This is a genomic window from Streptococcus sp. BS35b, assembly GCF_000286475.1.
Lineage (GTDB): Bacteria > Bacillota > Bacilli > Lactobacillales > Streptococcaceae > Streptococcus > Streptococcus oralis_W.
In genome coordinates, this window is sequence record NZ_ALKH01000017.1 from 42,954 (window position 1) to 69,776 (window position 26,823).

27 protein-coding genes and 1 tRNA gene are annotated in these 26,823 nt (G+C 41.9%); 23 read left to right on the top strand and 5 right to left on the bottom strand.

Annotated features, from left to right (window positions below):
• Positions 1-56: 56 nt before the first annotated feature.
• Entirely contained in the window at positions 57-1,313 is a 1,257-nt protein-coding gene (locus HMPREF1149_RS10990; protein ID WP_000856546.1) for a diaminopimelate decarboxylase, read from the top strand.
• 121 nt (positions 1,314-1,434) lie between these two features.
• Positions 1,435-2,229 (top strand): pyruvate formate-lyase-activating protein, encoded by a 795-nt coding sequence (pflA, locus tag HMPREF1149_RS10995; RefSeq protein ID WP_001288279.1) that lies wholly within the window; start codon positions 1,435-1,437, stop codon positions 2,227-2,229.
• 72 nt (positions 2,230-2,301) lie between these two features.
• On the opposite strand, the gene yidC is transcribed toward pflA, so the two are convergent.
• Positions 2,302-3,231, bottom strand: coding sequence for a membrane protein insertase YidC (gene yidC / locus HMPREF1149_RS11000; protein ID WP_009068078.1), 930 nt, complete (start codon positions 3,229-3,231; stop codon positions 2,302-2,304).
• A 77-nt stretch (positions 3,232-3,308) separates the two neighbouring features.
• A complete protein-coding gene (locus HMPREF1149_RS11005; protein WP_001174620.1) occupies positions 3,309-3,587 on the bottom strand; it encodes an acylphosphatase in 279 nt (92 codons plus the stop codon).
• 33 nt (positions 3,588-3,620) lie between these two features.
• On the opposite strand from HMPREF1149_RS11005, the gene HMPREF1149_RS11010 reads away from it, so the two are divergent.
• From HMPREF1149_RS11010 to HMPREF1149_RS11055, 11 genes are all read left to right on the top strand, one after another.
• Positions 3,621-4,361, top strand: a complete 741-nt coding sequence (locus tag HMPREF1149_RS11010; protein WP_000152687.1) for a TrmH family RNA methyltransferase — start codon at positions 3,621-3,623, stop codon at positions 4,359-4,361.
• A gap of 55 nt (positions 4,362-4,416) precedes the next feature.
• Positions 4,417-5,100: a Bax inhibitor-1/YccA family protein gene (locus HMPREF1149_RS11015; protein ID WP_001076871.1), complete on the top strand. Its 684-nt coding sequence runs from the start codon at positions 4,417-4,419 to the stop codon at positions 5,098-5,100.
• A gap of 109 nt (positions 5,101-5,209) precedes the next feature.
• On the top strand, positions 5,210-6,202 hold the full coding sequence (asnA, locus tag HMPREF1149_RS11020) for an aspartate--ammonia ligase (protein ID WP_000747987.1): 993 nt from the start codon (positions 5,210-5,212) through the stop codon (positions 6,200-6,202).
• Between the two features lie 64 nt (positions 6,203-6,266).
• On the top strand, positions 6,267-6,806 hold the full coding sequence (rsmD, locus tag HMPREF1149_RS11025; RefSeq protein WP_000706941.1) for a 16S rRNA (guanine(966)-N(2))-methyltransferase RsmD: 540 nt from the start codon (positions 6,267-6,269) through the stop codon (positions 6,804-6,806).
• Entirely contained in the window at positions 6,796-7,284 is a 489-nt protein-coding gene (gene coaD, locus HMPREF1149_RS11030) for a pantetheine-phosphate adenylyltransferase (RefSeq protein WP_001280718.1), read from the top strand. The genes rsmD and coaD overlap by 11 nt, the downstream gene beginning before the upstream one ends.
• Entirely contained in the window at positions 7,268-8,305 is a 1,038-nt protein-coding gene (locus tag HMPREF1149_RS11035) for a SepM family pheromone-processing serine protease (RefSeq protein ID WP_000730772.1), read from the top strand. Before coaD ends, HMPREF1149_RS11035 begins: the two co-directional genes overlap by 17 nt.
• 55 nt (positions 8,306-8,360) lie before the next feature.
• Positions 8,361-8,591: a DUF1146 family protein gene (locus HMPREF1149_RS11435; protein ID WP_081502351.1), complete on the top strand. Its 231-nt coding sequence runs from the start codon at positions 8,361-8,363 to the stop codon at positions 8,589-8,591.
• 23 nt (positions 8,592-8,614) lie between these two features.
• Positions 8,615-9,895, top strand: coding sequence for a UDP-N-acetylglucosamine 1-carboxyvinyltransferase (murA, locus tag HMPREF1149_RS11040; RefSeq protein ID WP_000411912.1), 1,281 nt, complete (start codon positions 8,615-8,617; stop codon positions 9,893-9,895).
• A complete protein-coding gene (locus HMPREF1149_RS11045; protein WP_000977279.1) occupies positions 9,882-10,076 on the top strand; it encodes a DNA-directed RNA polymerase subunit beta in 195 nt (64 codons plus the stop codon). The genes murA and HMPREF1149_RS11045 overlap by 14 nt, the downstream gene beginning before the upstream one ends.
• Before the next feature lie 40 nt (positions 10,077-10,116).
• Positions 10,117-10,941 (top strand): DNA/RNA non-specific endonuclease, encoded by an 825-nt coding sequence (locus HMPREF1149_RS11050; protein ID WP_000359007.1) that lies wholly within the window; start codon positions 10,117-10,119, stop codon positions 10,939-10,941.
• A 136-nt stretch (positions 10,942-11,077) separates the two neighbouring features.
• Positions 11,078-12,409, top strand: a complete 1,332-nt coding sequence (locus HMPREF1149_RS11055; RefSeq protein ID WP_000390009.1) for a hemolysin family protein — start codon at positions 11,078-11,080, stop codon at positions 12,407-12,409.
• A gap of 148 nt (positions 12,410-12,557) precedes the next feature.
• Here HMPREF1149_RS11055 and HMPREF1149_RS11060 read toward each other — a convergent pair.
• Positions 12,558-12,628: transfer RNA gene (locus HMPREF1149_RS11060), tRNA-Cys, on the bottom strand.
• Positions 12,629-12,934: 306 nt separating this feature from the next.
• Here HMPREF1149_RS11060 and HMPREF1149_RS11065 point away from each other — a divergent pair.
• From HMPREF1149_RS11065 to HMPREF1149_RS11085, 5 genes are all read left to right on the top strand, one after another.
• Entirely contained in the window at positions 12,935-14,914 is a 1,980-nt protein-coding gene (locus tag HMPREF1149_RS11065; protein ID WP_000749719.1) for a peptide ABC transporter substrate-binding protein, read from the top strand.
• Positions 14,915-14,980: 66 nt separating this feature from the next.
• On the top strand, positions 14,981-16,477 hold the full coding sequence (locus tag HMPREF1149_RS11070; protein ID WP_000759889.1) for an ABC transporter permease: 1,497 nt from the start codon (positions 14,981-14,983) through the stop codon (positions 16,475-16,477).
• Positions 16,477-17,403 carry an oligopeptide ABC transporter permease OppC gene (gene oppC, locus HMPREF1149_RS11075; protein WP_000103693.1) on the top strand — a complete coding sequence of 309 codons (927 nt, stop codon included), beginning with the start codon at positions 16,477-16,479 and terminating at the stop codon, positions 17,401-17,403. Before HMPREF1149_RS11070 ends, oppC begins: the two co-directional genes overlap by 1 nt.
• A gap of 8 nt (positions 17,404-17,411) precedes the next feature.
• Positions 17,412-18,479: an ABC transporter ATP-binding protein gene (locus HMPREF1149_RS11080; protein WP_000159802.1), complete on the top strand. Its 1,068-nt coding sequence runs from the start codon at positions 17,412-17,414 to the stop codon at positions 18,477-18,479.
• 10 nt (positions 18,480-18,489) lie between these two features.
• Positions 18,490-19,419: an ATP-binding cassette domain-containing protein gene (locus tag HMPREF1149_RS11085; RefSeq protein WP_001291312.1), complete on the top strand. Its 930-nt coding sequence runs from the start codon at positions 18,490-18,492 to the stop codon at positions 19,417-19,419.
• Positions 19,420-19,507: 88 nt separating this feature from the next.
• On the opposite strand, the gene HMPREF1149_RS11090 is transcribed toward HMPREF1149_RS11085, so the two are convergent.
• Positions 19,508-20,947: a TrkH family potassium uptake protein gene (locus HMPREF1149_RS11090; protein ID WP_001043436.1), complete on the bottom strand. Its 1,440-nt coding sequence runs from the start codon at positions 20,945-20,947 to the stop codon at positions 19,508-19,510.
• Between the two features lie 3 nt (positions 20,948-20,950).
• Positions 20,951-22,300, bottom strand: coding sequence for a Trk system potassium transporter TrkA (gene trkA / locus HMPREF1149_RS11095; RefSeq protein WP_000706803.1), 1,350 nt, complete (start codon positions 22,298-22,300; stop codon positions 20,951-20,953).
• Positions 22,301-22,701: 401 nt separating this feature from the next.
• On the opposite strand from trkA, the gene HMPREF1149_RS11100 reads away from it, so the two are divergent.
• The 5 genes from HMPREF1149_RS11100 to pheS all read left to right on the top strand — a co-directional run bounded on the left by HMPREF1149_RS11100 (position 22,702) and on the right by pheS (position 26,746).
• Positions 22,702-23,205 carry a tRNA (cytidine(34)-2'-O)-methyltransferase gene (locus HMPREF1149_RS11100; RefSeq protein WP_000181355.1) on the top strand — a complete coding sequence of 168 codons (504 nt, stop codon included), beginning with the start codon at positions 22,702-22,704 and terminating at the stop codon, positions 23,203-23,205.
• A 533-nt stretch (positions 23,206-23,738) separates the two neighbouring features.
• Complete coding sequence (locus tag HMPREF1149_RS11105; protein ID WP_000185817.1) at positions 23,739-24,302, top strand: ECF transporter S component; 564 nt, start codon at positions 23,739-23,741, stop codon at positions 24,300-24,302.
• Positions 24,292-24,942: a phosphatase PAP2 family protein gene (locus HMPREF1149_RS11110; RefSeq protein ID WP_033606502.1), complete on the top strand. Its 651-nt coding sequence runs from the start codon at positions 24,292-24,294 to the stop codon at positions 24,940-24,942. The genes HMPREF1149_RS11105 and HMPREF1149_RS11110 overlap by 11 nt, the downstream gene beginning before the upstream one ends.
• A 27-nt stretch (positions 24,943-24,969) precedes the next feature.
• A complete protein-coding gene (locus HMPREF1149_RS11115; RefSeq protein ID WP_000861761.1) occupies positions 24,970-25,389 on the top strand; it encodes a hypothetical protein in 420 nt (139 codons plus the stop codon).
• Positions 25,390-25,699: 310 nt separating this feature from the next.
• Positions 25,700-26,746: a phenylalanine--tRNA ligase subunit alpha gene (gene pheS, locus HMPREF1149_RS11120; protein ID WP_000103747.1), complete on the top strand. Its 1,047-nt coding sequence runs from the start codon at positions 25,700-25,702 to the stop codon at positions 26,744-26,746.
• The last annotated feature ends 77 nt before the right edge of the window (positions 26,747-26,823 follow it).

Here is a 26,823-nt window from a genome sequence, read left to right on the forward strand (position 1 = left end):
TAAAGGTTGGAACGATTGTCCCAGCCTTTCTTTGCAAACAGAATAGAAGGATGCCTATGAAAACACCATTTATCAGCCGTGAAGATTTAGAAACAATTGTTGCAGAGTTCCCGACTCCCTTTCACCTGTATGACGAGAAGGGGATTCGTGAAAAAGCAAGAGCAGTCAACCAGGCCTTTTCTTGGAATAAGGGATTCAAAGAATATTTTGCCGTCAAGGCCACTCCAACACCAGCTATCTTGAAAATCCTCAAAGAGGAAGGTTGCGGTGTGGACTGTTCTAGTTACGTGGAGCTCTTGATGAGCCATAAACTGGATTTCCCCGGTTCTGAGATCATGTTCTCTTCTAACAACACGCCAGACAAGGAATATGCCTATGCGCGTGAATTGGGCGCAACTATTAACTTGGATGCCTTTGAAGACATTGAACGTCTAGAGCGTGCAGCAGGCATTCCAGAAATCATCTCTTGTCGTTACAATCCTGGTGGCGTTTTTGAGCTAGGAACAGATATCATGGACAATCCTGGGGAGGCCAAGTTTGGGATGACCAAGGACCAGCTTTTTGAAGCCTTTGCGATTTTGAAGGAAAAAGGAGCCAAGACTTTTGGGATTCACTCTTTCCTAGCATCCAATACTGTCACCCATCTCTACTACCCAGAGTTGGCGCGTCAGCTTTTTGAATTAGCTGTTGAAATCAAGGAAAAGTTGGGTATTTCGCTAGACTTTATCAATCTTTCCGGCGGAATCGGAGTCAATTATCGTCCTGAGCAGGAGCCAAATGACATCGCTGTGATTGGTGAAGGGGTGCGTAAGGTTTATGAGGAAGTTCTTACACCTGCAGGACTTGGTCAGGTTAAGATTTTCACAGAATTAGGCCGCTTTATGTTGGCCCCTCACGGAGCTTTGGTCACAAGAGTCACTCATAAGAAAAAAACCTATCGTACCTATCTAGGTGTGGATGCATCAGCAGTCAACCTCATGCGCCCCGCCATGTATGGAGCCTATCACCATATCACCAATCTGACTCATCCAGACGGACCTATTGAGGTGGTAGACGTGGTCGGTTCACTCTGTGAAAACAATGATAAATTTGCAGTGAACCGCGAACTACCTCATACAGAAATCGGTGATTTACTGGTGATTCATGATACAGGTGCACATGGATTCTCCATGGGTTACCAGTACAATGCCAAACTACGCTCGGCAGAAATCCTCTATACCGAAGAAGGAAAAGCCCGCCAAATCCGCCGTGCAGAGCGCCCTGAGGACTATTTCGCAACCTTGTATGGTTTTGATTTTGAATCGGATCAGTAAAAGAAATTGAAAATGAAAGTGAAAAACAGATTGCTTTCTAAAAAATAGACAAAAAAACCTTGTTTTTCACCTTACTCGTGATATAATAAAACTATAAAACGGTTTCAAGGAAGGTGACGATATGTCTGAAGAAACAATTGACTATGGACAAGTGACAGGAATGGTGCATTCGACAGAGAGTTTTGGGGCGGTAGATGGCCCCGGGATTCGTTTCATTGTCTTTTTGCAGGGTTGTCACATGCGTTGCCAGTACTGCCATAACCCTGATACATGGGCTATGGAGACCAATAAATCACGCGAACGGACAGTAGACGATGTCTTGACAGAAGCCCTTCGCTACCGTGGTTTCTGGGGAGACAAGGGGGGAATCACTGTTAGTGGAGGAGAAGCCCTCTTACAGATTGATTTCCTAATTGCCCTCTTTACCAAGGCCAAGGAAAAAGGAATCCACTGTACCTTGGATACCTGTGCCCTTCCGTTCCGTAATAAACCACGTTATCTCGAAAAGTTTAATAAACTCATGGCGGTGACAGATTTGGTTCTCTTGGATATCAAGGAAATCAACGATGAACAACACAGAATTGTTACCAGCCAAACCAATAAAAACATCTTGGCTTGTGCAAAATATCTATCAGATATTGGGAAGCCTGTGTGGATTCGCCATGTGCTGGTTCCAGGCTTGACAGATAGAGATGAGGACTTGATCGAACTTGGTAAATTCGTCAAAACCCTCAAAAACGTTGATAAGTTTGAAATTCTACCTTATCACACTATGGGAGAATTCAAGTGGCGTGAACTTGGAATTCCATACTCACTTGAAGGGGTAAAACCACCAACAGCAGACCGTGTCAAGAATGCCAAAAAACTCATGGATACGGAAAGCTATCAAGACTATATGAAACGTGTACATGGATAAAAAAGAAGCCTGATGGAAACATCAGGCTTTTGTGATGCAAAAAAGGCCTAGCCTTTCAGCTAAGCCGTTACCTTATTTTCTAGAATGTTGTTTACCAGCATTACGTTTTTTATGTTTCTTAGTAGTCGTAATTGCAGTTGCTTGGTTAGGGGTGACATCTTTTCGCCCGCCTGTAGTTGATGCTGAACTTGCTTTTGGTGGATTTTTGGCAAATTCTTCACGTACTTTTTGACGAAGTTTTGGACGAACAACATAGTTAACGATGAACTGTTGGAGAATCATCATGAAACCACCGACAACCCAGTAAAGTGTCACACTAGCTGGTGCGAAGAGGGAGAAGACGACAATCATGAGTGGGCTCATGTAAATCATTTTCTTGAGTTGATCTCTTTGCATCTCGTCTTCTACTCCGTGAAGTGAAAGGAGTGATTGGAGATAGTAGAGGATACCAGCGAAGGCGACAAGGATCATACTTGGGGAACCAAGATTGATACCCAAGAAGGTAGAGCTAGATACTCCATCAGTATACTGGGCTGCAAAGTAGATAGCAGAGAAGAAAGGCATCTGAATGAGGATAGGGAAGCATCCTACACCACCGAACATGCTGATGCCGTTTTCTTTTTGTGCAGCAAAGAGAGCCTGTTGTGCTTCTAGTTTTTCTTCTTGAGTTGTTGCCTCTTTAAGGCGTGTTTGATGTGGTTCAAGGACATGTTTGAGGGCATTCATCTTTTCAGAGTGAAGCGTTGCCTTCCATGATTGGTAGATACCAAGTGGCAAGATAATCAAGCGCACGATGATGGTTACGATAATGATAGCCACACCAAAGCCTAGACCTTTATCAGTAGCGAAGTACTTAATAGCCTCTGCCATAGGCGATCCGATAGTGTTCCAGATAAAACCAGTGGGTTGTCCTGTGGCTTTGTCTACTTGGACACAGCCTGACAAGACGAGTAGCATAGCCACTCCCATAGCAGAGAGGGCAAAACGTTTAATAGATTTCAATGTTTTCATTCCTTCTTTAAAAATTATACCTTTCTATTCTACTGTTTTTTTGTAAAATATACAATAGTTCTAGAGACCTAATTTGCGACTTTGAAGTCCGAATAGGATGAAAAGTTGCTCATTTGTACATCTAGATAGGTGACTTTTGAGAAAGGTGTCGGACCTTTTCGGATTTCTTGGATAAATTTTGCCATAGTGGCAGAGGAGTCTGCCTGAGCAAGAATTTCCACTGTGCCATCGTCGTTATTCCAGACACGACCAGTGATGCCACCGATTTCAAGAGCTAAAGTATAAACACCCCAGCGAAAACCAACACCCTGCACCCTACCTTGGGCAATCATTCTAACCTTTTGCATACCAAACCCCTTTGATTGTGTTATAATATTTCTATGACTATTATAACCTCAAAAGCCAATTCTGTGGTAAAAAATGCCAAGAAATTACATCAAAAAAAATATCGAAAGTCTGCTTACTTGATTGAGGGCTGGCACTTATTTGAAGAAGCTGTTCAAGCAGGAGTAACGATTGAGAAGATTTTTGCCTTAGAAAGTTACCGAGATCAGCTAGTCGCTTTTCCTCAAACTATCTGGGTTTCAGAGGAGATTTTGCTGGATTTGGCAGATACGCAAACTCCTCAAGGGATTGTTGCAGTGATTCAAAAAGAGGAAATAGGACTGCCTGATTTTCGTCAGGGTAAGTTTCTATTTTTAGAGGAAGTCCAAGATCCTGGTAATGTTGGCACCATGATTCGGACGGCGGATGCAGCAGGTTTTACAGGGGTTATTGTTTCAGACAAGTCAGCGGATATCTACAGTCTCAAGACCCTTCGTTCCATGCAAGGAAGTCATTTTCACTTGCCCATTTACCGGATGCCTAGCCAAACGCTTCTTGAGGAAGCTAAAGAAGCGGGTATTCCAGTGCTAGCAACCACTCTTTCCAAGGATTCTAAAGATTATCGTGACTTGCCTTACTTGGATCAGTTTGTCTTGGTCATGGGAAATGAAGGACAGGGGATTAGTTCTGTCATGGCTGAGAGTGCTGATCAACTGGTTCATATTGGCATGAAAGGTCGAGCAGAAAGTCTCAATGTTGCCATTGCCGCAGGCATATTGATGTTTTATTTTAGCTGATTTATAAAATCTTTGTTATAATCAAGACATATTTATAGAGAAAAGGAGAATCAGAATGAATCAAACGATTATTCAAGAACGTTCAGGTCTCAATCAATTTTACGCTAAGGTTTATGCCTTTGTGGGACTTGGGATTGGTCTATCGGCTCTCGTGTCAGCTTTGATGTTGACAGTCTTTCAGTCCCAATTGGTCTACTTTTTAATGCATGGCCGTCTCTGGCTGATGATTGCAACTTTTGCAGAACTTGCTCTGGTCTTTGTTGCAAGTAGCATGGCTGCGAAGAACAGCCCAGCAGCTCTCCCAGTATTTTTAGTTTATTCTGTTTTAAATGGATTTACGCTTAGTTTTGTCGTAGCCTTCTATACACCTGGGACCGTCTTATCAGCCTTTGTATCTAGTGCCCTTCTCTTCTTTGTCATGGCGGTAATCGGAATTTTCACCAAGAAAGATTTGGGTGGAATGGGACGAGCTTTGATGGCGGCGCTTGTCGGCCTCATCATTGCCATGGTTGTGAATCTATTTTTAGCCAATAGCTTCTTTGACTACATGATTAGTATTGCCATGGTCTTGGTCTTCTCAGGTTTGATTGCTTGGGACAACCAAAAGATTCGCTATGTTTATGAGCAGTCACGAGGACAAGTAGCGACAGGTTGGGTCATCTCAATGGCACTCAGCATCTACCTAGACTTTATCAACCTCTTCCTTAGCATCTTACGAATCTTTGGTCGAAACGATTAATGAATGACAGAGTCAGTGTTCGAAAGAGCACTGACTTTTTCTCGTTTACTCTTTTCTTTTCTTGGAAATAGGTGTATAATGCTTTTAACTAATTTTTGAGGAGCCGTTTATGAAGAAAAGTTTTATCCATCAGCAAGAAGAGATTTCCTTTGTCAAAAACACCTTTACCCAGTATTTGAAAGATAAGTTAGAAGTTGTTGAAGTTCAAGGTCCTATCTTGAGCAAGGTTGGTGATGGGATGCAGGATAACCTGTCCGGTGTCGAACATCCAGTATCCGTAAAGGTCTTGCAGATTCCAGATGAAACTTATGAAGTCGTTCACTCACTAGCCAAATGGAAGCGCCACACCTTGGCTCGCTTTGGTTTTGGAGAAGGTGAAGGTCTATTTGTTCATATGAAGGCCCTTCGTCCAGATGAAGATTCGCTTGATGCGACTCACTCAGTTTATGTGGACCAGTGGGACTGGGAAAAAGTGATTCCAAATGGTCAACGCAATATCGCTTATCTCAAAGAAACTGTTGAGAAGATTTACAAGGCTATTCGTCTGACAGAGCTAGCCGTAGAAGCGCGCTACGATATTGAATCCATCTTGCCAAAACAAATCACCTTTATCCATACAGAAGAGTTGGTGGAACGCTATCCAGATTTGACACCGAAAGAGCGTGAAAATGCAATCTGTAAAGAGTTTGGTGCTGTCTTCTTGATTGGTATTGGTGGCGAGTTGCCTGATGGCAAACCTCATGACGGCCGTGCACCTGACTACGATGACTGGACAACAGAGTCTGAAAATGGCTACAAAGGGTTGAATGGCGATATTCTAGTTTGGAACGAATCTCTTGGTTGTGCCTTTGAACTTTCTTCTATGGGGATTCGGGTAGATGAGGATACACTTCGTCGCCAAGTGGCTCTTACAGGAGACGAAGATCGTCTTGAGCTGGAATGGCATAAAGCCCTGCTTAACGGCCTTTTCCCACTGACAATCGGTGGAGGTATCGGACAGTCTCGGATGGCCATGTTCCTTCTTCGTAAGAAACACATCGGAGAAGTTCAGACCAGTGTCTGGCCTCAAGAAGTTCGCGATACGTACGAAAATATTTTGTAGAGAATCGAACCGCAAGGTTCGGTTTTCTTTCTCTTTTTGCCTATAATTTGGTATAATAAACGGTATGAAAATCGTATCAGGAATCTACGGAGGGCGTCCTCTCAAGACGCTAGAAGGAAAGACGACGAGGCCGACATCAGATAAGGTTCGTGGAGCTATCTTTAACATGATAGGCCCCTATTTTGAGGGCGGTCGTGTATTGGATCTCTATGCTGGCAGTGGCGGCTTATCTATTGAGGCAGTCTCGCGTGGGATGTCCCATGCTGTCTTAGTGGAACGGGATCGAAAGGCACAAGCTATCATCGCTGAAAATATCCAAATGACCAAGGAAGTTTCCAAATTTCAGCTCTTAAAGATGGAGGCTGAACGAGCCTTGGAGCATGTGAATGGTCCCTTTGACCTGGTCTTTTTAGATCCTCCCTATGCCAAGGAACAAATCGTTGCAGATATCGAAAAAATGGCAGAAAGAAACCTTTTCTCCCAAGAGGTCATGGTTGTCTGCGAAACCGATAAGTCTGTAGAACTTCCAGAAGAAATCGCTTGCTTAGGCATCTGGAAGGAAAAAATATATGGGATTAGTAAGGTGACAGTCTATGTCAGATAAAATTGGATTATTTACAGGATCATTTGATCCGATGACAAATGGACATCTGGATATCATTGAACGTGCTAGCAAACTCTTTGATAAGCTCTATGTTGGGGTGTTCTACAATCCCCACAAACAAGGTTTTCTCCCTGTTGAAAACCGCAAACGGGCAGTCGAAAAAGCGGTAGCGTATTTAGATAATGTAGAGGTGCTGGCTTCTCATGACCAACTAGTCGTCGATGTTGCAAGAAGATTGGGTGCTAAGACCCTTGTTCGTGGCTTGCGGAATGCCACCGACTTGCAATACGAGTCTAGTTTTGATTACTACAATCATCAACTGGCTCCAGAAATCGAAACCATTTACCTATATAGTCGCCCAGAGCATCTTTATATTAGCTCTTCAGCCATGAGAGAACTTCTGAAGTTTGGTCAGGAGATTCAGCAATATGTCCCAAACAGTGTTGTGGAGGAATTAGAACATGAAGAAAAAAACTAGATGGCCCTTATATGTCATTCTAGCACTAGTATTGACTTTTTTAGCCTTTGTAGTACCTTTACCTTACTACATAGAAGTTCCAGGTGGAGCGGAAGATATTCGTCGCGTTTTGAAAGTCAATGAAACAGAAGACACAGAAGCAGGAGCTTACCAGTTTGTGACAGTCGGTATTCGACACGCAACCCTATCACATCTTGTCTATGCTTGGTTAACGCCTTTCACGGATATTAGAAGTGCCAAGGAGACTACGGGTGGCTCTACTGATGCAGAATTTATGCGGATCAATCAGTTCTATATGCAAACGTCCCAAAACATGGCCAAGTATCAAGGATTGAAGACGGCTGGAAAGGATATCGAACTCAAGTATCTGGGAGTCTATGTCTTGACCGTGACGGATAATTCAACTTTTAAGGGCATTCTGAACATTGCAGATACCGTGACGGCTGTTAATGATAAAACGTTTGACAGTTCAAAAGACTTGGTCGACTATGTTAATTCTCAACAATTAGGAGATACGGTCAAGGTAACCTATGAAGAAGACGGAAAAGTCAAGTCTGCAGAAGGTAAAATTATCACTCTCGAAAACGGGAAAAACGGGATTGGGATTGGTCTGATTGACCGTACGGAAGTGACCAGTGATGTTCCGATTCGTTTTTCAACAGCTGGTATCGGGGGGCCAAGCGCCGGTCTCATGTTTAGCCTAGCTATTTACACCCAGATAGCAGATCCAGGTCTTCGTAATGGTCGCATTGTTGCGGGAACGGGAACCATTGATCGCGATGGAAATGTTGGCGATATTGGTGGAATTGACAAAAAAGTGGTTGCAGCCTCTCGTCAGGGAGCCAACATCTTTTTTGCTCCTGACAATCCAGTCACTGAGGAAGCAAAAAAAGCAGATCCCAATGCGAAAAGCAACTATGAAACAGCCCTAGAAGCTGCTAAAACGATCAAAACAGAGATGAAAATCGTTCCGGTTAAGACCTTGCAGGATGCGATTGATTACCTTAAAAACAATCCCTAATTCGTAGAAAAATTGAAAACTAGCGCGCAAGCCGATAAGATGGTATAATAGTCAAATGATTCAATTATTATTCACTCTAAGTAGTCATCTACTCTTTATTTATTTGAGTTTTTACCTTTTGAAGGATCTTGTGAGATGGGAAAAGGTTTTAAAAGTGACCGCTACTAACACAAAAAAGGTTCGTTTGTTGGTCGGCTTCTTTAGTATTGTGATGGGCTACATCTTGAGTTCATTCTTTATCAGTTTGTACCAACTGTGGCAAGAAGCACTTAGAGGACTATTATAAAATCAAAAGTAAAGGAAATAACTATGGAAAAAATTGTGGTTCAAGGCGGGGATAATCGTCTGGTCGGGAGTGTGACAATCGAGGGAGCAAAGAATGCAGTCTTGCCCTTGTTGGCAGCGACTATTCTAGCAAGCAAGGGTAAGACAGTCTTGCAGAACGTTCCTATCTTGTCAGATGTGTTCACCATGAATCAAGTAGTTCGTGGTCTGAATGCCAAGGTGGACTTTGATGAGGAAGCTCATATTGTCGAGGTTGATGCGACTGGTGATATCACGGAGGAAGCTCCTTATAAATATGTCAGCAAGATGCGAGCATCCATCGTTGTCTTGGGACCAATCCTTGCTCGTGTAGGTCATGCCAAGGTATCCATGCCAGGGGGATGCACTATCGGGAGTCGTCCGATCGACCTCCATCTCAAAGGTTTGGAAGCTATGGGGGCTAAAATCACTCAGACAGCTGGTTACATTGAAGCCAAGGCAGACCACTTGCATGGTGCTCATATCTACATGGACTTTCCTAGTGTCGGCGCAACACAAAACTTGATGATGGCAGCAACTCTAGCTGATGGTGTGACAGTGATTGAAAATGCTGCGCGTGAGCCAGAAATTGTTGATCTCGCTATCTTCCTTAATGAAATGGGAGCCAAGGTCAAGGGAGCTGGTACCGAAACAATCACAGTGACTGGTGTCGAGGACCTCCATGGTACGACTCATACTGTAGTACAGGACCGTATTGAAGCTGGAACCTTTATGGTAGCAGCAGCTATGACTGGTGGAGATGTCCTCGTTCGTGATGCAGTCTGGGAACACAATCGTCCCTTGATTTCAAAACTACTTGAGATGGGTGTTGAAGTGACAGAGGAGTCAGAAGGTATCCGTGTTCGTTCTCAACTTGAAAATCTCAAGGCTGTTCATGTAAAAACCTTACCACATCCAGGATTTCCAACAGATATGCAGGCGCAATTTACAGCTCTGATGACAGTCGCAAAAGGGGAATCCACCATGGTGGAAACGGTGTTTGAGAATCGCTTCCAACACTTAGAGGAAATGCGCCGTATGGGCTTGCATTCAGAGATTATCCGTGATACAGCTCGTATTGTTGGGGGACAGGCTTTACAGGGGGCAGAAGTTCTATCAACGGACCTTCGCGCTAGTGCGGCTTTGATTTTGACAGGTTTGGTGGCGCAGGGAGAGACAGTTGTTGGTAAATTAGTCCACCTTGATAGAGGTTACTACCGTTTCCATGAGAAGTTAGCTCAGTTAGGAGCGAAGATTCAGCGAATTGAGGCAAATGATGAAGAATAAAAACTTACGCTATGTACTCCGTCGCCTACTGTTGATTTTTATTGTTCTCTTGATAGGTTTCCTTGCTTTAGGAATCGGCTTGATGGTAGGCTATGGCATCCTAGGAAAGGGACAGGATCCATGGGCAATATTGTCTCCGGCAAAGTGGCAGGAATTGATTAGCAAATTTACAGGAAATTAGACTGGGAGACCAGTCTTTTTCTAAAGAAATAAGGAGAAAAATGGACAAAAAAACAAGACAAGCTCTGATAGGGTTACTTCTATTCTTACTCTTGGCTGCTGGAAGCTACTATATCAAGCAGATGCAGACAGCGCCAAACACCCCTAGAACTAAGGTTAGTCAGAAAAAGCAAGCTTCAGAAGCTCCCAGTCAGGAGCTGGCTGAAAGTGTCTTAACTGAGTCAATTAAGAACCAAATCAAGGGGGATCTCGAGTGGAATGGAGCAGGGGCTTTTGTTGTCAATGGCAATAAAACCAATCTAGATGCAAAGGTTTCAAGCAAACCCTATGCGGATAATAAAACAAAGACAGTTGGAAAAGAAACAGTCCCAACTGTTGCCAATGCCATCTTATCCAAAACGACTCGGCAGTATAAAAATCGTGAAGAAACAGGCAACGGCTCAACCTCCTGGACGCCATCAGGATGGCATCAGGTCAAGAATCTAAAGGGAACCTATACACATGCAGTCGATAGAGGACACCTGCTGGGTTATGCCTTGATAGGTGGTTTGGATGGTTTTGATGCCTCTACCAGCAATCCCAAGAACATTGCAGTCCAGACAGCTTGGGCAAACCAAGCACAGGCTGAAGATTCGACAGGTCAGAACTACTATGAGAGTTTGGTCAGAAAAGCCTTGGACCAAAATAAGAGGGTCCGTTATCGGGTGACGCTCCACTATGCGACAAATGAGGACTTAGTTCCATCCGCTTCACAAATCGAAGCCAAGTCTTCGGATGGCGAATTGGAGTTCAACGTGCTAATCCCCAATGTTCAAAAGGGAATCCAGCTTGATTACCGAACAGGTCAAGTGACAGTGACGAATTAGAAACAATGGATACTATATAAAACAGTTCCTTTGTCTTCTAGAGGCAGGGGAGTTGTTGTTTAAATGAAAAATAATGTGAATCCTGAAGAATTTTATGATATAATGAAACACAAGATACTATTTTAGGAGAAGGACTATGGAAGACCCGAGCAGTCAGCATTTGTTGCTACAGTTTGTATTATTATTTATCTTGACCTTGTTAAATGCTTTTTTCTCAGCCACTGAGATGGCAATGGTGTCACTAAACCGTTCCCGAGTAGAACAAAAGGCAGAAGAGGGAGACAAACGTTACATCCGTTTGTTAAAGGTACTTGAAAATCCTAACCACTTTTTATCAACGATTCAAGTTGGTATTACGTTAATTACCATCTTGTCTGGGGCCAGTTTAGCGGAGACTCTAGGACGCGAAATTGCCTCTTGGATAGGAAACAGTGAAACAGCTTCCGCTATTGCAAGTTTTCTATCTCTGGCATTTTTGACCTATATTTCCATTGTTTTTGGGGAACTTTATCCCAAGAGAATTGCTCTAAATCTGAAAGATACCTTGGCTATCCGAACAGCGCCAGTCATTATTGGTTTGGGGAAAATTGTCAGTCCCTTTGTTTGGCTTTTGTCAGCCTCAACGAATCTATTGAGCCGTGTGACGCCAATGACCTTTGATGATGCTGATGAAAAGATGACACGTGATGAAATTGAGTATATGCTTACCAATAGTGAAGAAACACTGGATGCAGATGAGATTGAAATGCTACAGGGAGTCTTTTCTTTAGATGAACTAATGGCTCGTGAGGTAATGGTGCCTCGAACAGATGCCTTTATGGTAGATATTCAGGATGACAGTCAAACGATTATCGAGAGTATTTTAAAGCAAAATTTTTCACGTATCCCTGTTTATGATGGGGATAAGGATAATGTTATTGGTTTGATTCACACCAAGCGCTTGTTGAATGCCGCTTTTGTGGATGGCTTTGACAATATTGTCTGGAAACGAATTCTCCAAACGCCACTGTTTGTTCCTGAGACTATCTTTGTGGACGATCTTCTTAAAGAACTTCGAAATACCCAAAATCAAATGGCCATCTTACTAGATGAATACGGTGGAATGGCTGGTTTGGTAACTCTGGAAGACCTCTTAGAAGAAATTGTTGGTGAGATTGATGATGAGACTGACAAGGCTGAAATTGAAGTCCATCAAATAGGAGAAGACACCTATATCGTTCAAGGTACCATGAATCTTAATGATTTTAATGACTACTTTGATGTGGAACTGGAAAGTGATGATGTTGATACCATCGCCGGTTATTATTTGACGGGTGTGGGAATGATTCCAACGACTGAAAAACTCAGTTATGAATTGGTCAGCCAAAACAAACAAATCATCCTAACCAATGACAAGGTGAAAAACGGACGTGTTACCAAGGTAAAAGTCCAAATCACTGAAATAGAGACTGAAGAAGAAACAGAATAAAGCAGTGACTTGAGTCACTGCTTTATATTTTCCCCAAATTCGCCCCAAAAGTTTTTCGAAGTTATCCGTATTTATCTGAAGAAAAATAAAAAAAGCCCGATTTTACGGGCTTTTCATTCGGTTAATTCCTGTTAATTCAGGTACTGAAAGGCGGTAGACGGATTTGAACCGACGATCAAGCTTTTGCAGAGCCGTGCCTTACCACTTGGCTATACCGCCTCAACGTTTATTATTATACCTTGAAAATCATTTCCCGTCAATAGTTTCTTATTCTAAAATCCAATTTAAGAAGATAGATTATGTCATGTGAAGAAAAAAGGGGAAAGCAACTTGTAAAAATCAAGCTTACAGAGTTAGACAAATTAATTTTCTTTTCTTATAAATACAAATAAAGAATAAGGAAATTCTGACAAAGAGAAGTTTTTTGTAGATATACGCCTAAATATTCTGAAAATTCGTTTACTTTTTAGAAGATATATGTTATAATTTCCAATAAGCCTAAATTTTTCAAGAGGAGTTATATACATGAAAAAAAGCAGAGTATTGGTTGCAGCAGGGGTTGCCTTATTAGCGACTGGCGTACTAGCTGCCTGCGGTTCTTCTAAATCATCTGATTCAACAGCACCAAAAAATTATGGTTATGTCTATTCAGCTGACCCAGAAACGTTGGATTACCTCATTTCAGGGAAACAAAGTACTAAGATTGCCACTTCAAATGGTATTGATGGTCTCTTCACAAATGACAAATATGGGAATTTGACTCCCGCAGTTGCAGAAGATTGGTCAGTCTCAAAAGATGGATTGACTTATACCTACAAAATCCGCAAAGGTGTTAAATGGATGACATCTGATGGGGAAGAGTACGCTGAAGTAACAGCTAAAGATTTCGTGAATGGTTTGAAACACGCAGCAGATAAGAAATCCGAAGCTTTATATCTAGCAGAAACTTCTGTTAAAGGATTGTCTGATTATTTGTCTGGAAATTCAAAAGACTTTTCTACGGTAGGTGTGAAGGCAGTTGATGATTATACTCTTGAGTATACCTTGAACCAGCCAGAACCATACTGGAACTCTAAGATGGCTTACTCAATCTTCTGGCCATTGAACGAAGATTTTGAAAAATCAAAAGGATCAGATTTTGCCAAAGCAACAGATCCTACGTCATTGCTTTATAATGGACCGTTCTTGCTAAAAGGTTTGACTACTAAATCTTCTATCGAATTTGCTAAGAATGAGCAGTACTGGGATAAGGATAACGTTCACCTTGATAAAGTTACCCTTGCTTTCTATGATGGTTCAGACCAAGAGTCCATTGAGCGTAACTTTACAAGTGGAGCATACAGCTATGCTCGCCTTTTCCCTACAAGTTCAAACTACTCTAAGGTAGCAGAAAGTTATAAGGATAATATCTTTTACACTCCATCGGGACCTGGTATTTTTGGTTTAGGTGTCAATATTGACCGTCAAGGTTACAAATACACTTCTAAGACAACTGATGAAGAAAAGTCTTCTACTAAGAAAGCCCTTCTTAACAAGGATTTCCGTCAGGCCTTGAACTTCGCCTTTGACCGTACAGCTTACTCCGCACAAGTAAATGGGACAGAAGCTGCTTCTCTTGCAGTTCGCAACCTCTTTGTGAAACCTGACTTTGTTTCTGCAGGGGACAAAACCTTCGGTGACTTGGTAACTGATAAGATGGCTACTTATGGTGATGAATGGAAGAATGTAAACTTTGCGGATGGTCAAGACGGTCTCTTCAATGCTGATAAAGCCAAGGCTGAATTTGCGAAAGCCAAAACTGCATTGGAAGCAGAAGGAGCAAAATTCCCTATCCATTTAGACATTCCAGTAGACCAAACCAATAAGAACTATATTGCTCGTATTCAATCCTTTAAACAAACAGTTGAAAAAGTACTTGGTGAAGATAATGTAGTGATTGATATCCAACAAGTTTCTAAAGATGAGTTGAACAATATCACCTACTATGCAGCAAGCGCTGCGGCAGAAGATTGGGATCTCTCAGGAGCAGTTGGATGGAATCCAGACTACGAAGATCCATCAACTTACCTTGATATCTTGAAAACAACTAATAGCGAGCAAACAAAAACATACATGGGTTACGACGATCCAGCAAATGCAGCAGCTGCACAAGTTGGTTTGAAAGAATATGATAAGTTAGTTGATGAAGCTGCTAAAGAAACTGACGATTTGAACGCTCGTTATGAAAAATACGCAGCAGCTCAAGCTTGGTTGACAGATAGCTCTCTCTTCCTTCCTGCTATGTCAGGTAGTGGAGCAGCGCCATTCATTTCTCGTGTAGTACCATTCTCTGCGTCATACAGTCAATCTGGAGATAAGGGTTCAGATGTATACTTCAAGTATATTCAGTTGCAAGACAAGGTTGTAACGAAAGCTGATTACGAACAAGCTCGTGAGAAATGGCTCAAAGAGAAAAAAGAATCAAACGAAAAAGTTCAAAAAGAATTGACGAATCACGTTAAATAAATAACTCTCAAGAGAACTTTCTCTCCATGAGGAGAAGGTTCTTTTGGGATTTTAAAAGGAAACGATATGAAAAAATATATTTTTATGCGTGTCTTGCGCTCATTGTTGTCTATTTTCTTGGTGACAACCTTGACCTACACGATTATCTATACGATGGTTCCTCGGAAACTGATTTTCAAGCAGGATACCAACTACAACAAGATTGCAACGACTCCAGATAAGCGGGATAATTATGAGAATACCGTTTATGAACGTATGGGCTATATTGAGTATTACGATACCAAGGAGTTGCAAGAAAAAGCTAGCACAATGGACTCATCTGTAACAGTAGATGCCAATGATACCAATAAGGCAATCTACGAAAAATACGTCAACCAACTCGGTAATGGTTGGACGTTAGGTGTCTTTTCAGAGAGTGGTCAGTTCTATGCTACGCGTGAAATTCCGATTTTTGAACGTGTTTTCAAATTCTATGCGAACTTGCTTGATATTGATCATACAAACAAGATTCAAGACCCTGAAAATCCAAACTTGGAACGTTATCTTCGTTTTGAAAATGACCCTGCTATCGGTTGGTCATTGGTTGGTTCAGGTACCAAGCATAAATACCTTTTGTATTTCAACAATCAATTCCCGTTTGTACACCAAAACTTTGTGAACATTAACTTGGGTGACTCTTACCCAACTTATGCGAACACGCCAGTGCTTCAAGTTATCACACAAGGTCAAGGACAAACTAAGACATCAGAAGTTCAATTCCCTACTGGTAAAAAGACTTCGTCTGTAGATATTTACTCTCGTACCTACAAATCTCCAAGTCAAGCAGATGCGCGTGAAATAGCTAACTATGGTAAGGACGATCCATATACAGCTACAGAAAGTAACTACCAATATCCATCTATGATTGCAAGCTCAGCTGTTGCTGGTTTGATTGGTTTGATTATTTCTTATGCTATTGCGATTCCTCTTGGATCTGCTATGGCTCGCCACAAGAATACTTGGATTGACAGCTTCTCAACAGGTGTTCTAACCTTCTTGCTTGCACTTCCAACGATTGCCTTGGTTTATATCGTTCGCTTGATTGGATCATCTATTGGTCTGCCTGACTCATTCCCTATCTTGGGGGCTGGAGATTGGCGTTCCTATGTCTTGCCAGCAGTCATTCTAGGTTTGCTGGGAGCACCAAGTACAGCAATCTGGATTCGTCGTTACATGATTGACTTGCAATCTCAGGACTTTGTCCGTTTTGCTCGTGCAAAAGGTTTATCTGAAAAAGAAATCTCAAATAAACACGTCTTTAAAAATGCCATGGTTCCTTTGGTTTCAGGTATTCCAGGTGCCGTAATCGGGGTTATTGGTGGTGCAACATTGACAGAAACAGTCTTCGCCTTCCCAGGTATGGGTAAAATGTTGATTGACTCTGTTAAGGCATCAAATAACTCAATGGTAGTTGGTCTCGTCTTCATCTTTACATGTATTTCTATCTTCTCACTCTTTGTAGGAGATATCTGGATGACCATGCTTGACCCACGTATTAAATTGACAGAGAAAGGAGGCAAATAATGTCAACAATTGATAAAGAAAAATTTCAGTTCGTAAAACGTGATGATTTTGCCTCTGAAACGATTGATGCTCCTGCCTACTCTTACTGGGGTTCTGTATTTAGACAGTTTTTAAAGAAAAAATCAACAGTCATTATGTTGGGAATATTGGTAGCTATTATTTTGATGAGTTTTATCTATCCGATGTTTTCAGACTTTGACTTTAACGATGTAAGTAAGGTGAATGACTTTAGCGCTCGTTTTATTAAGCCCAATGCTGAACACTGGTTTGGTACGGATAGCAATGGTAAATCCTTGTTTGATGGAGTTTGGTTTGGTGCGCGTAACTCCATTCTCATCTCTGTCATTGCCACTTTTATCAACCTTGTGATTGGGGTTATTGTTGGTGGAATTTGGGGGATTTCAAAATCTGTTGACCGCGTCATGATGGAAGTTTATAACATTATTTCAAACATTCCATCTCTCTTGATTGTTATCGTCTTGACTTACTCAATTGGTGCTGGTTTCTGGAATTTGATCTTCGCTATGAGTGTGACGACTTGGATCGGTATTGCTTATTCAATTCGTATTCAAATCATGCGTTACCGTGACTTGGAATACAACCTTGCTTCTCAAACACTTGGAACACCAACCTTTAAAATCATCGTGAAAAATATCATGCCACAATTGGTATCTGTTATTGTTTCTACGATGACCTTGATGTTGCCAAGCTTTATCTCTTATGAAGCCTTCCTTTCCTTCTTTGGATTGGGATTGCCTGTAACAGTGCCAAGTTTGGGACGTTTGATCTCAGATTACTCACAAAACGTTACGACCAACGCGTACTTGTTCTGGATTCCATTGACAACCTTGATTTTGGTATCCCTATCTCTATTCGTTGTTGGTCAGAACTTAGCGGATGCTAGTGATCCACGTACACATAGATAGGAGTAGACATGACAAAAGAAAGTAATGTAATTTTGACTGCTCGCGATATCGTCGTGGAATTTGACGTTCGTGACAAAGTTCTAACAGCTATCAGAGGCGTTTCTCTAGAACTGATTGAAGGAGAAGTTCTCGCCTTGGTAGGTGAGTCTGGTTCTGGTAAATCTGTATTAACAAAAACCTTTACAGGAATGTTAGAAGACAATGGGCGCATTGCCCAAGGAAGCATCGACTATCGTGGACAAGACCTGACAGCCTTGACCTCGAACAAAGAATGGGAGAAGATTCGTGGTGCTAAAATTGCGACCATCTTCCAAGACCCTATGACAAGTTTGGACCCAATCAATACAATCGGTAGCCAAATCACTGAAGTTATCGTTAAACACCAAGGGAAAACAGCTAAGGAAGCCAAAGAAATGGCAATCGACTATATGAACAAGGTCGGAATTCCAGACGCTGAAAAACGTTTTGACGAGTATCCTTTCCAATATTCTGGAGGGATGCGCCAACGTATCGTTATTGCCATTGCCCTTGCCTGTCGTCCAGATATCTTGATCTGTGACGAGCCAACAACGGCCCTTGACGTAACCATTCAAGCGCAAATCATTGATTTGCTTAAAACCTTGCAAGATGAGTACCACTTCACCATTATCTTTATCACCCATGACCTTGGTGTGGTAGCAAGTATTGCCGATAAGGTAGCGGTTATGTATGCTGGTGAAATTGTAGAATACGGTACTGTTGAGGAAGTCTTCTATGATCCACGTCATCCATACACTTGGAGTCTCTTGTCTAGCTTGCCTCAGCTTGCTGATGATAAAGGGGAATTGTACTCTATCCCAGGAACACCACCGTCTCTTTATACGGAGTTGAAAGGTGATGCCTTTGCCCTTCGTTCAGATTATGCGATGCAAATTGACTTTGAACAGAAAGCACCTCAGTTTTCAGTCACTGATACTCACTGGGCTAAGACTTGGTTGCTTCATGAGAATGCTCCTAAGGTTGAAAAACCAGAAATCATCGCAGATTTACATGATAAGATTCGTGATAAAATGGGCTTTGCTCATCTAGAAGACTAGGAGGAAGGAAATGTCTGAAAAATTAGTAGAAATTAAAGATTTAGAAATTTCCTTCGGTGAAGGAAGTAAGAAGTTTGTTGCCGTTAAAAACGCTAACTTCTTTATCAACAAGGGAGAAACTTTCTCTCTCGTTGGTGAATCTGGTAGTGGGAAAACGACGATTGGTCGTGCCATTATTGGTTTGAATAATACTAGTAAAGGTGAAATCATCTTTGACGGTCATAAGATCAATGGGAAAAAATCTCATAAGGAATCTTCAGAGTTGATCCGCCGTATCCAGATGATTTTCCAAGACCCTGCAGCCAGCTTAAATGAACGTGCGACAGTTGACTATATCATCTCTGAAGGTCTTTACAACTACCACTTGTTCAAAGATGAAGAAGAGCGAAAAGAAAAAGTTCAAAAGATGATTCATGAAGTTGGTCTTTTGAAAGAGCACTTGACTCGTTACCCACACGAGTTTTCTGGTGGTCAACGTCAACGTATTGGGATTGCCCGTGCTCTTGTGATGGAACCTGATTTCGTTATTGCGGATGAGCCGATTTCAGCCTTGGACGTGTCTGTTCGTGCGCAAGTCTTGAACTTGCTCAAGAAGTTTCAAAAAGAATTGGGCTTGACCTATCTCTTCATTGCGCATGACTTGTCAGTTGTTCGCTTTATCTCAGATCGTATCGCAGTTATCTATAAGGGTGTCATCGTTGAAGTAGCGGAGACAGAGGAGTTGTTTAATAATCCTGTTCATCCGTACACTCAAGCACTTCTATCTGCTGTACCAATTCCAGATCCAATCTTGGAACGTAAGAAGGTCTTGAAAGTCTATGATCCTAGCCAACATGACTATGAGACAGACAAACCATCTATGGTGGAAATTTGTCCAGGTCACTATGTTTGGGCTAATCAAGCGGAAGTTGCTCGCTACAAAGAAGCACTTAAAAAATAAACAGATTAGGAGAGGACCGAAAGGTCTTCTCATTTTTAATAGAAAAACTCCCCCTTTACTAGCTAGTAAAGGGGGAGTTGTATTATAATTAGCGTTTGGACCAGGTACGTTTCATAAAGAGAAGCAAAATGGGATAAATCTCTAGACGACCTGCAATCATTGCAAATGAGAGAAGTATTTTAGAGATGGGACTAAAGATGGCAAAACTAGAAGTTGTACCTAGAATAGGTCCGATGTTATTGAAACAACTGAAGACAGCACTGGTAACAACTAGAAAATCATTGCTATCTAGACTGACAATGAAGATAAGTGACAGTAAAATCATCACATAAATGACAAAATATTTTAGGACCTTGTGCTGAGTATCCTTATCAATCACAGTTTTATTGACATGTAGAGTCAATACGCGATGAGGAGATAAGATGGACAAGATCTGATTTTTTGCAATTTTTGAAAGGATGAGCCCTCTGATAACTTTGAGTCCACCTGCGGTTGATCCAGCAGAGCCGCCGATTCCCATGAGGAAGAGGAGGATAAATTGGGAGAAGAGGGGCCAGTTGGTGATATCTCCATAACCAAAACCAGTTGTTGTGATGATATTGGACACCTGGAAGAGGGCCATTTCAAAGCTCTGAGAGACACCTTGGTAGAGATGGAGCGTATTGAGAGTAATCAAGCCGGTAGAAACTAGGACAATGATTACATACGTGCGAAGTTCTTCATCACCAAAGAAAGCCTTAACTCGACGGAGCATGAGGTAGTAGTAGAGATTGAAGTTAACCCCAAAAACCAGAACTCCGATACTGACGAGATAGGTGATGAGTGAGCTGCCGTAGTGGGCAATCCCGTCGTTATAGACGGTGAAGCCTCCGGTTCCTGCCGTTCCCATAGCGATGACAAAGCTATCAAATAGGGGCATACCAGCTAGATAGTAGATGACTACAAAAAGTGAGAAGAGCCCTAAATAAAGCAGATAGAGAATCTGGGCGGTATTTTTCAGTTTGGATACAACCTTACCGAAGACAGGCCCAGGGACCTCAGCCTTCATCACCTCTAAGTGACTATTCTTGGCATTGTCCATAATGGCAAGCGCGAAGACGAGTACCCCCATCCCTCCAATCAAGTGAGTAAAACTTCGCCAGAAGAGGAGGGAACGAGTGAGAACGGAAACATCTGTCAGAATGGTCGCTCCTGTAGTTGTAAAACCAGAACTGATTTCAAAGAAGGCATCAATGAGACTTGGGATTTGTCCTGAAAAGACAAAGGGAAGCGCTCCAAAGAAAGACCATAGAATCCAACAGAGGGCGACGATTAAGACTCCCTCCTTAGTATAAATTCGCTGATTTTTGGGTTTCCGTAAAATTCCCAAGCTACCAAGAAGTATTAAAATTCCAATTGTTGTAAAGAGTGCTGTAAATACTTGGCTGGATTCTTGATAATAGGTTGCTACGCTAACGGGCACTAGGAGGAGAACCGCCTCAATCAAGAGAAGTTTTGAGAGGAGGTAACGAATCATACTTTTATTCATCTTTTACCTCTCAATCAGATCATAAATCTTGGTGATATTTGGTAGTAAAGTCGTCACGAGCAACTGATCTCCTACCTCAAGTCTGTCCTCTCCAGTAGGGAAGATTGTTTTTCCTTTTCGGATAATGGCTGCGATAAGAACCCCTTTCTTCAGTTTCAACTGTGAAAGAGGTTTGGCAGTCATTTTATTAGCTTCCTTGATTTGGAATTGAAGAGTTTCAATTTGACCGTTTGCTAGATGGTGCATGGCTTGAAGGTCTGAGTATTGGGCGTTTACTCGACCACGGATAAAGTGCATAATGGTATCCACTGCAATGCTTTTGGGTGTGATGATACTTGAAAAATCAGGTGCATGGATAATCTCTAAAAGGCTAGTGCGATTCACCTTGGTGATATTCTTATGAACACCAACACGGTCTAAGAACATAGAGGTAATGATGTTTTCCTCATCAACCCCAGTCAAAGTTGCAACTGCATCATAGTTGGGAGCACTTTCCTCAAGCAAGATATCTTTGGCAGTTCCATCTCCCTGTACAATATAGAGATTTGGAAATTTTTCACTGAAGAGACGAGCTCTTTCAGGATTAATCTCGATAACTTTAGTGTCAATACGGCTATCTTTTAAAATGCCAAGTAGGTAATAAGCAATTTTTCCAGCACCAACGATGAGTAAGCTTTTCACTGCACGTGATTTGAAATAGTTATGGAAGAGCATCATATCCACACGATTCCCAGTAACAAAAATCCTATCTCTGTCCTGAATGGTGATATCACCGCTCGGAATCATAAGTTGATGGTCTCGTTCCATAGCGCAGACAATGATATTGCCAAATTTTTTACGAAAATCTGAGATTGGCATTTGACAGAGACCACTGGAATCTTTGACAACAAACTCCATTAGGTTGACCCGTCCCCCTGAGAACCGCTCAACTGAGAGTGCATTCGGGAAATCAATGATATTTGAGATAGCACGGGCGGCTAGGAGTTCTGGGTTAACGATAAGTGAGAATCCAAGAATATTTTTCTCTTTGAAATAGGCATTGGAGTATTCAGGATTTCGCACTCGAACGATGGTTTCTTTAGCGCCCATCTTTTTAGCAAGTACTGCTGAAATCATATTCACTTCATCGTGTTCCGTTAGAGCGATAAAGATATCACACTCTTGAACGCCGGCTTGCTCTAAGATAGCAAAGTCTGCTCCATTTCCAAGGAGTCCCATGATATCAAAGCGACTGACAATATGATCGAGAACAGCCTCATCTTGTTCGATGAGGACAACGTCGTGTTTTTCTGCAACCAGTGAACGACAGAGGGCGAAACCGACTTTCCCTCCACCAACAAGGACAATTTTCATATAAAAACCCTACTTTTTCATGGTGTAACTATCATACCCTTTTTTCGTAAAAAATGCACTTGCCAAGCCATTTTAGAGGATAAGAAAAGACTTTTTTAAGTTTTTAAAGATAAAATCGGTCACCTTCTATAGAAATGTCTATTATATGAAGTGATTTCGCTCATTTAATATCCTTTCTCAGAAAAAGAATGACTAAGTATGGAAATATTATCAAAAAAAGTAAAAAAATCAAGTCGTTTCTATTGACAATGATTCTGAAAGTGTTATACTAAGAAAGTAGCTTCGCTGATTTACTTCAAACCTGTTGTGAGGTAAGTTAACGATGCCTTAACCACGCTGTTTGCTGAGCTTGACTCCGGGCAGTGTGGCTATTTTTTTGCAATGGTGAAAGGAAGCAAGTCATGACAAATCACATTGTATTATTTGAACCTCAGATTCCACAAAATACAGGTAACATTGCGCGTACTTGCGCTGCGACCAATTCTCCCCTTCACATCATCAAACCGATGGGATTTCCTATTGATGATCGCAAGATGAAGCGAGCTGGATTAGATTATTGGGATAAGTTAGATATTTATTTTTATGACAGCTTGGAAGATTTCATGTCTCAGATGAAGGGAAAACTCTATCTGATTTCGAAATTTGCTGAGAAAGTGTATTCTGAGGTAGATTTATCGACTGACGAAGACCATTATTTTCTCTTTGGACGTGAAGACAAGGGCTTGCCTGAGGACTTTATGCGCGAGCATCCTGAGAAAGCTCTCCGTATTCCTATGAACGATGAACACGTCCGCAGTCTTAATGTTTCTAATACCGTCTGCATGATTGTCTATGAGGCTCTTCGTCAGCAGAATTTTGCGGGTCTTGAGCTTGTTCACACCTATGAAGCAGATAAATTGAAATAATCAAAATGCTTGCACTTGCAAGCGTTTTTTGTTATGATTAAAGGGTCTTCAGGGCTGGGTGTAATTCCCGACCGGCGGTGACTTTAATACTCTTCGAAAATCCAATTCAAACCACGTCAGCTTCGCCTTGCCGTACTCAAGTACAGCCAGCGGCTAGCTTCCTAGTTTGTTCTTTGATTTTCATTGAGTATCATTAGGAAAAAATTTTTCCTTTAAAACTTTGTTGACAAGTTTTGCCTAACTGGAAGTTATGCCTGTAGCTTGTCGCCTCGTCTAAAAGAAAAATCTCTATTTCCTTCCCTTTAAAGAAGTCCGCGAGCGCAAGCTGATGTGGTGCGATTCCACAACCGACAGTATAGTCTGGATGGGAGAAGACGAAAGAATAGCTTTGTCTGTTCTGATGAGTTTATAGATGAATTGCAACCGCTTGCTCAAAAGAGTGAGAGGGAACTTTTGGGATATAAAAAGTGAGAATAGATAGAGGGATCCTTTCCAACTTCTTCTGATTTTATAGAAAATTGGAGGAACCTGTTATGACAAACACACGTCGACTTTCGACCATTGCGATTTTATCAGCCATTTCATTTGTGCTGATGTACTTTGACTTTCCGCTCTTGCCAGCGGCGGCCTTCCTCAAGATCGAGTTTAGTATCTTGCCAGTCCTTGTGGGCTTGGTGGTGATGGATTTGCCAGCTGCACTAGGAATTCTCTTGCTTCGCTCACTCTTGAAGTTGCTTCTGAATAGCCAGGGAGTGAATACCTACATTGGTTTGCCAATGAATATCGTAGCCTTGGGAGTTTTTGTTATCGCCTTTGGTTTGATTTGGAAAAAGGAACGTAGCACTCTTCGTTTCCTACTAGCATCTCTAGCAGGAACTATTGGATTGACTGCTGCCATGTTGGTTCTCAACTATGTCTATGCGGTTCCTTTGTACGCGCAGTTTGCCAACTTTGATATTGGAAAAATTTTGGGACTTTCCAACTACCTAATGACCATGGTTTTACCTTTTAACTTGATTGAGGGTGTAATCTTTGCCGTTTCATTCTGGTTGCTGTATGTCCTCTTAAAACCAACCTTAAAATATTATGAGAGATAAACAAACATTTTTAATGAAGGGCAGTTTTGCCCTTTTACTTTTCGTCCTTCTTGGCTATATGGTTAAGTTCTATCCTGAAACGTTGGTCGGTTTTGATCAACCGATTCAGACTGCCCTTCGTGGGGACTTGCCAAATTATTTGACAGTTCTGTTCCGTGCCCTTACGCATTTGATTGATATCCCAGTGATTATCACCTGGGTGGCCATCGCAGCCTTTATCTTTTATCGTAAGCAGTGGAAGATAGAAAGCTTCTTCATGGCGGGTAATCTAGCAATAGCTGGTCTTTTAATCGTGTCCTTTAAAAACATCTACCAGCGCCCACGGCCAGCTATTTTACACTTGGTAGAGGAGAAGGGATTTTCTTTTCCAAGTGGCCATTCTCTGGCAGTGACTCTGATGGTAGGGACTTTGATTGTCATTCTCAGTCAACGAATTAAAGATCCGGTTTGGAGAAAAATTGCGCAAATCGTCCTTGGGGTCTACCTAGTCAGTGTGCTGCTATCTCGGGTCTATCTGGGAGTTCACTACCCAACAGATGTTCTTGCCAGTTTCTGTGTGGGCTTGGGAGTCTTGTTTATCGAATTTCCTTTCTATGACAAGCTTCGCTTCCAATGGCGATTTAAAGGCAAGCAGAAGTGAGTATCGAATTCTCTTGAGGAGAAAGAAATGAAAGTCGACATAAAAGCTCTCCATCCGACTCAACTATACTTATCAGAAAAGAAGTTACAAGATATCCAGATACTTTATCAGTCGGCAGAAATGCCCAATATTAATCCAATCAGTGTTCTTGCCTTCGGAGATTGCTTGTTGATTACAGACGGGCATCACAGGGCTTATCAGGCTTTATTGGCGGGTAGGGATACGATTTCTGCTGAGTGGGATAGAGATGGTGGCGATGAACTGTATTATCTCTATGCGCAAGCTTGCGAGGAAAGAAAGATTTACTCTGTTTTGGATTTAAAAGACAGTATCTTAGCTCAAGATAAGTATGAAGTAAAATGGTATAACTGGTGTGATGGTTTTAATCAAGCAGCAACTCTTTTATTGAAAAGGAAAGCAGATGAAACAGGCCCTACAAATAGATAGTGCACTGCGTCTTGTTCCTTTTTATATTGAAATTAGTCTAATCTAACTTGTTTTTTAACTAAAAATCTGATAAACTAAGTAGTAATCGAATAGAAATCCGCAAGACTAGTAACTCAAGGGAAGTATATCAGGGAGGAGAGCCATGACTGCAAGCTCTCTATATGAAAGCTGAGTGAATTCACTTGCGCATGGATTTAGAAATGAAGGTCTGACTTGTCAGATGAAACGGATGGTACCGCGTGTCAACGCTCCGAGTGGAGTTTTTGGCATGTGGTTTTCTTTTTATCTACGAGCGACTGATGGAGGAATTATGTCAACTATTGAAGAACAATTAAAAGCGCTTCGCGAAGAAACGCTGGCTAGCTTGAAGCAGATTACTGCTGAAAATGAAAAAGAGATGCAAGAATTGCGTGTCTCTGTCCTTGGTAAAAAAGGGTCGCTTACTGAAATCCTTAAAGGGATGAAGGATGTATCGGCTGAAATGCGCCCTGTCATCGGGAAACACGTTAATGAAGCTCGTGATGTCTTGACAGCAGCCTTTGAGGAAACAGCGAAACTCTTGGAAGAAAAGAAAGTCGCAGCTCAACTTGCTAGTGAGAGCATCGATGTAACACTTCCAGGTCGTCCTGTTGCGGTTGGTCACCGTCATGTTCTTACACAAACCAGTGAAGAAATCGAAGATATTTTTATCGGGATGGGTTACCAAGTCGTGGATGGTTTTGAAGTGGAGCAAGACTACTATAACTTCGAGCGTATGAACCTTCCAAAAGATCACCCAGCTCGCGATATGCAGGATACTTTCTACATCACAGAAGAAATCTTACTCCGTACTCACACGTCTCCAGTTCAGGCGCGTGCTATGGATGCTCATGATTTTTCTAAAGGTCCTTTGAAAATGATCTCACCAGGACGTGTGTTCCGTCGTGATACGGACGATGCAACCCACAGTCACCAGTTCCACCAAATCGAAGGTTTGGTTGTTGGGAAAAACATCTCTATGGCTGACCTTCAAGGAACGCTTCAGTTGATCGTCCAAAAAATGTTTGGTGAAGAGCGTCAGATTCGTCTGCGTCCATCCTATTTCCCATTCACAGAGCCATCTGTCGAGGTGGATGTTTCTTGCTTTAAGTGTGGTGGAGAAGGCTGTAACGTATGTAAGAAAACAGGTTGGATCGAGATTATGGGTGCTGGTATGGTTCACCCACGTGTCCTTGAAATGAGTGGTATTGATGCGACTGTTTACTCTGGCTTTGCCTTTGGTCTTGGTCAAGAGCGTGTAGCTATGCTCCGCTACGGAATTAACGATATCCGTGGATTCTACCAAGGAGATGTCCGCTTCTCAGAACAGTTTAAATAAGATTGAAACCTGAAACACAGTCCTATACAGTCCTAGTCATTTTCTCTCGATGAGAAGGTGAGGACTGACTCGAAGAA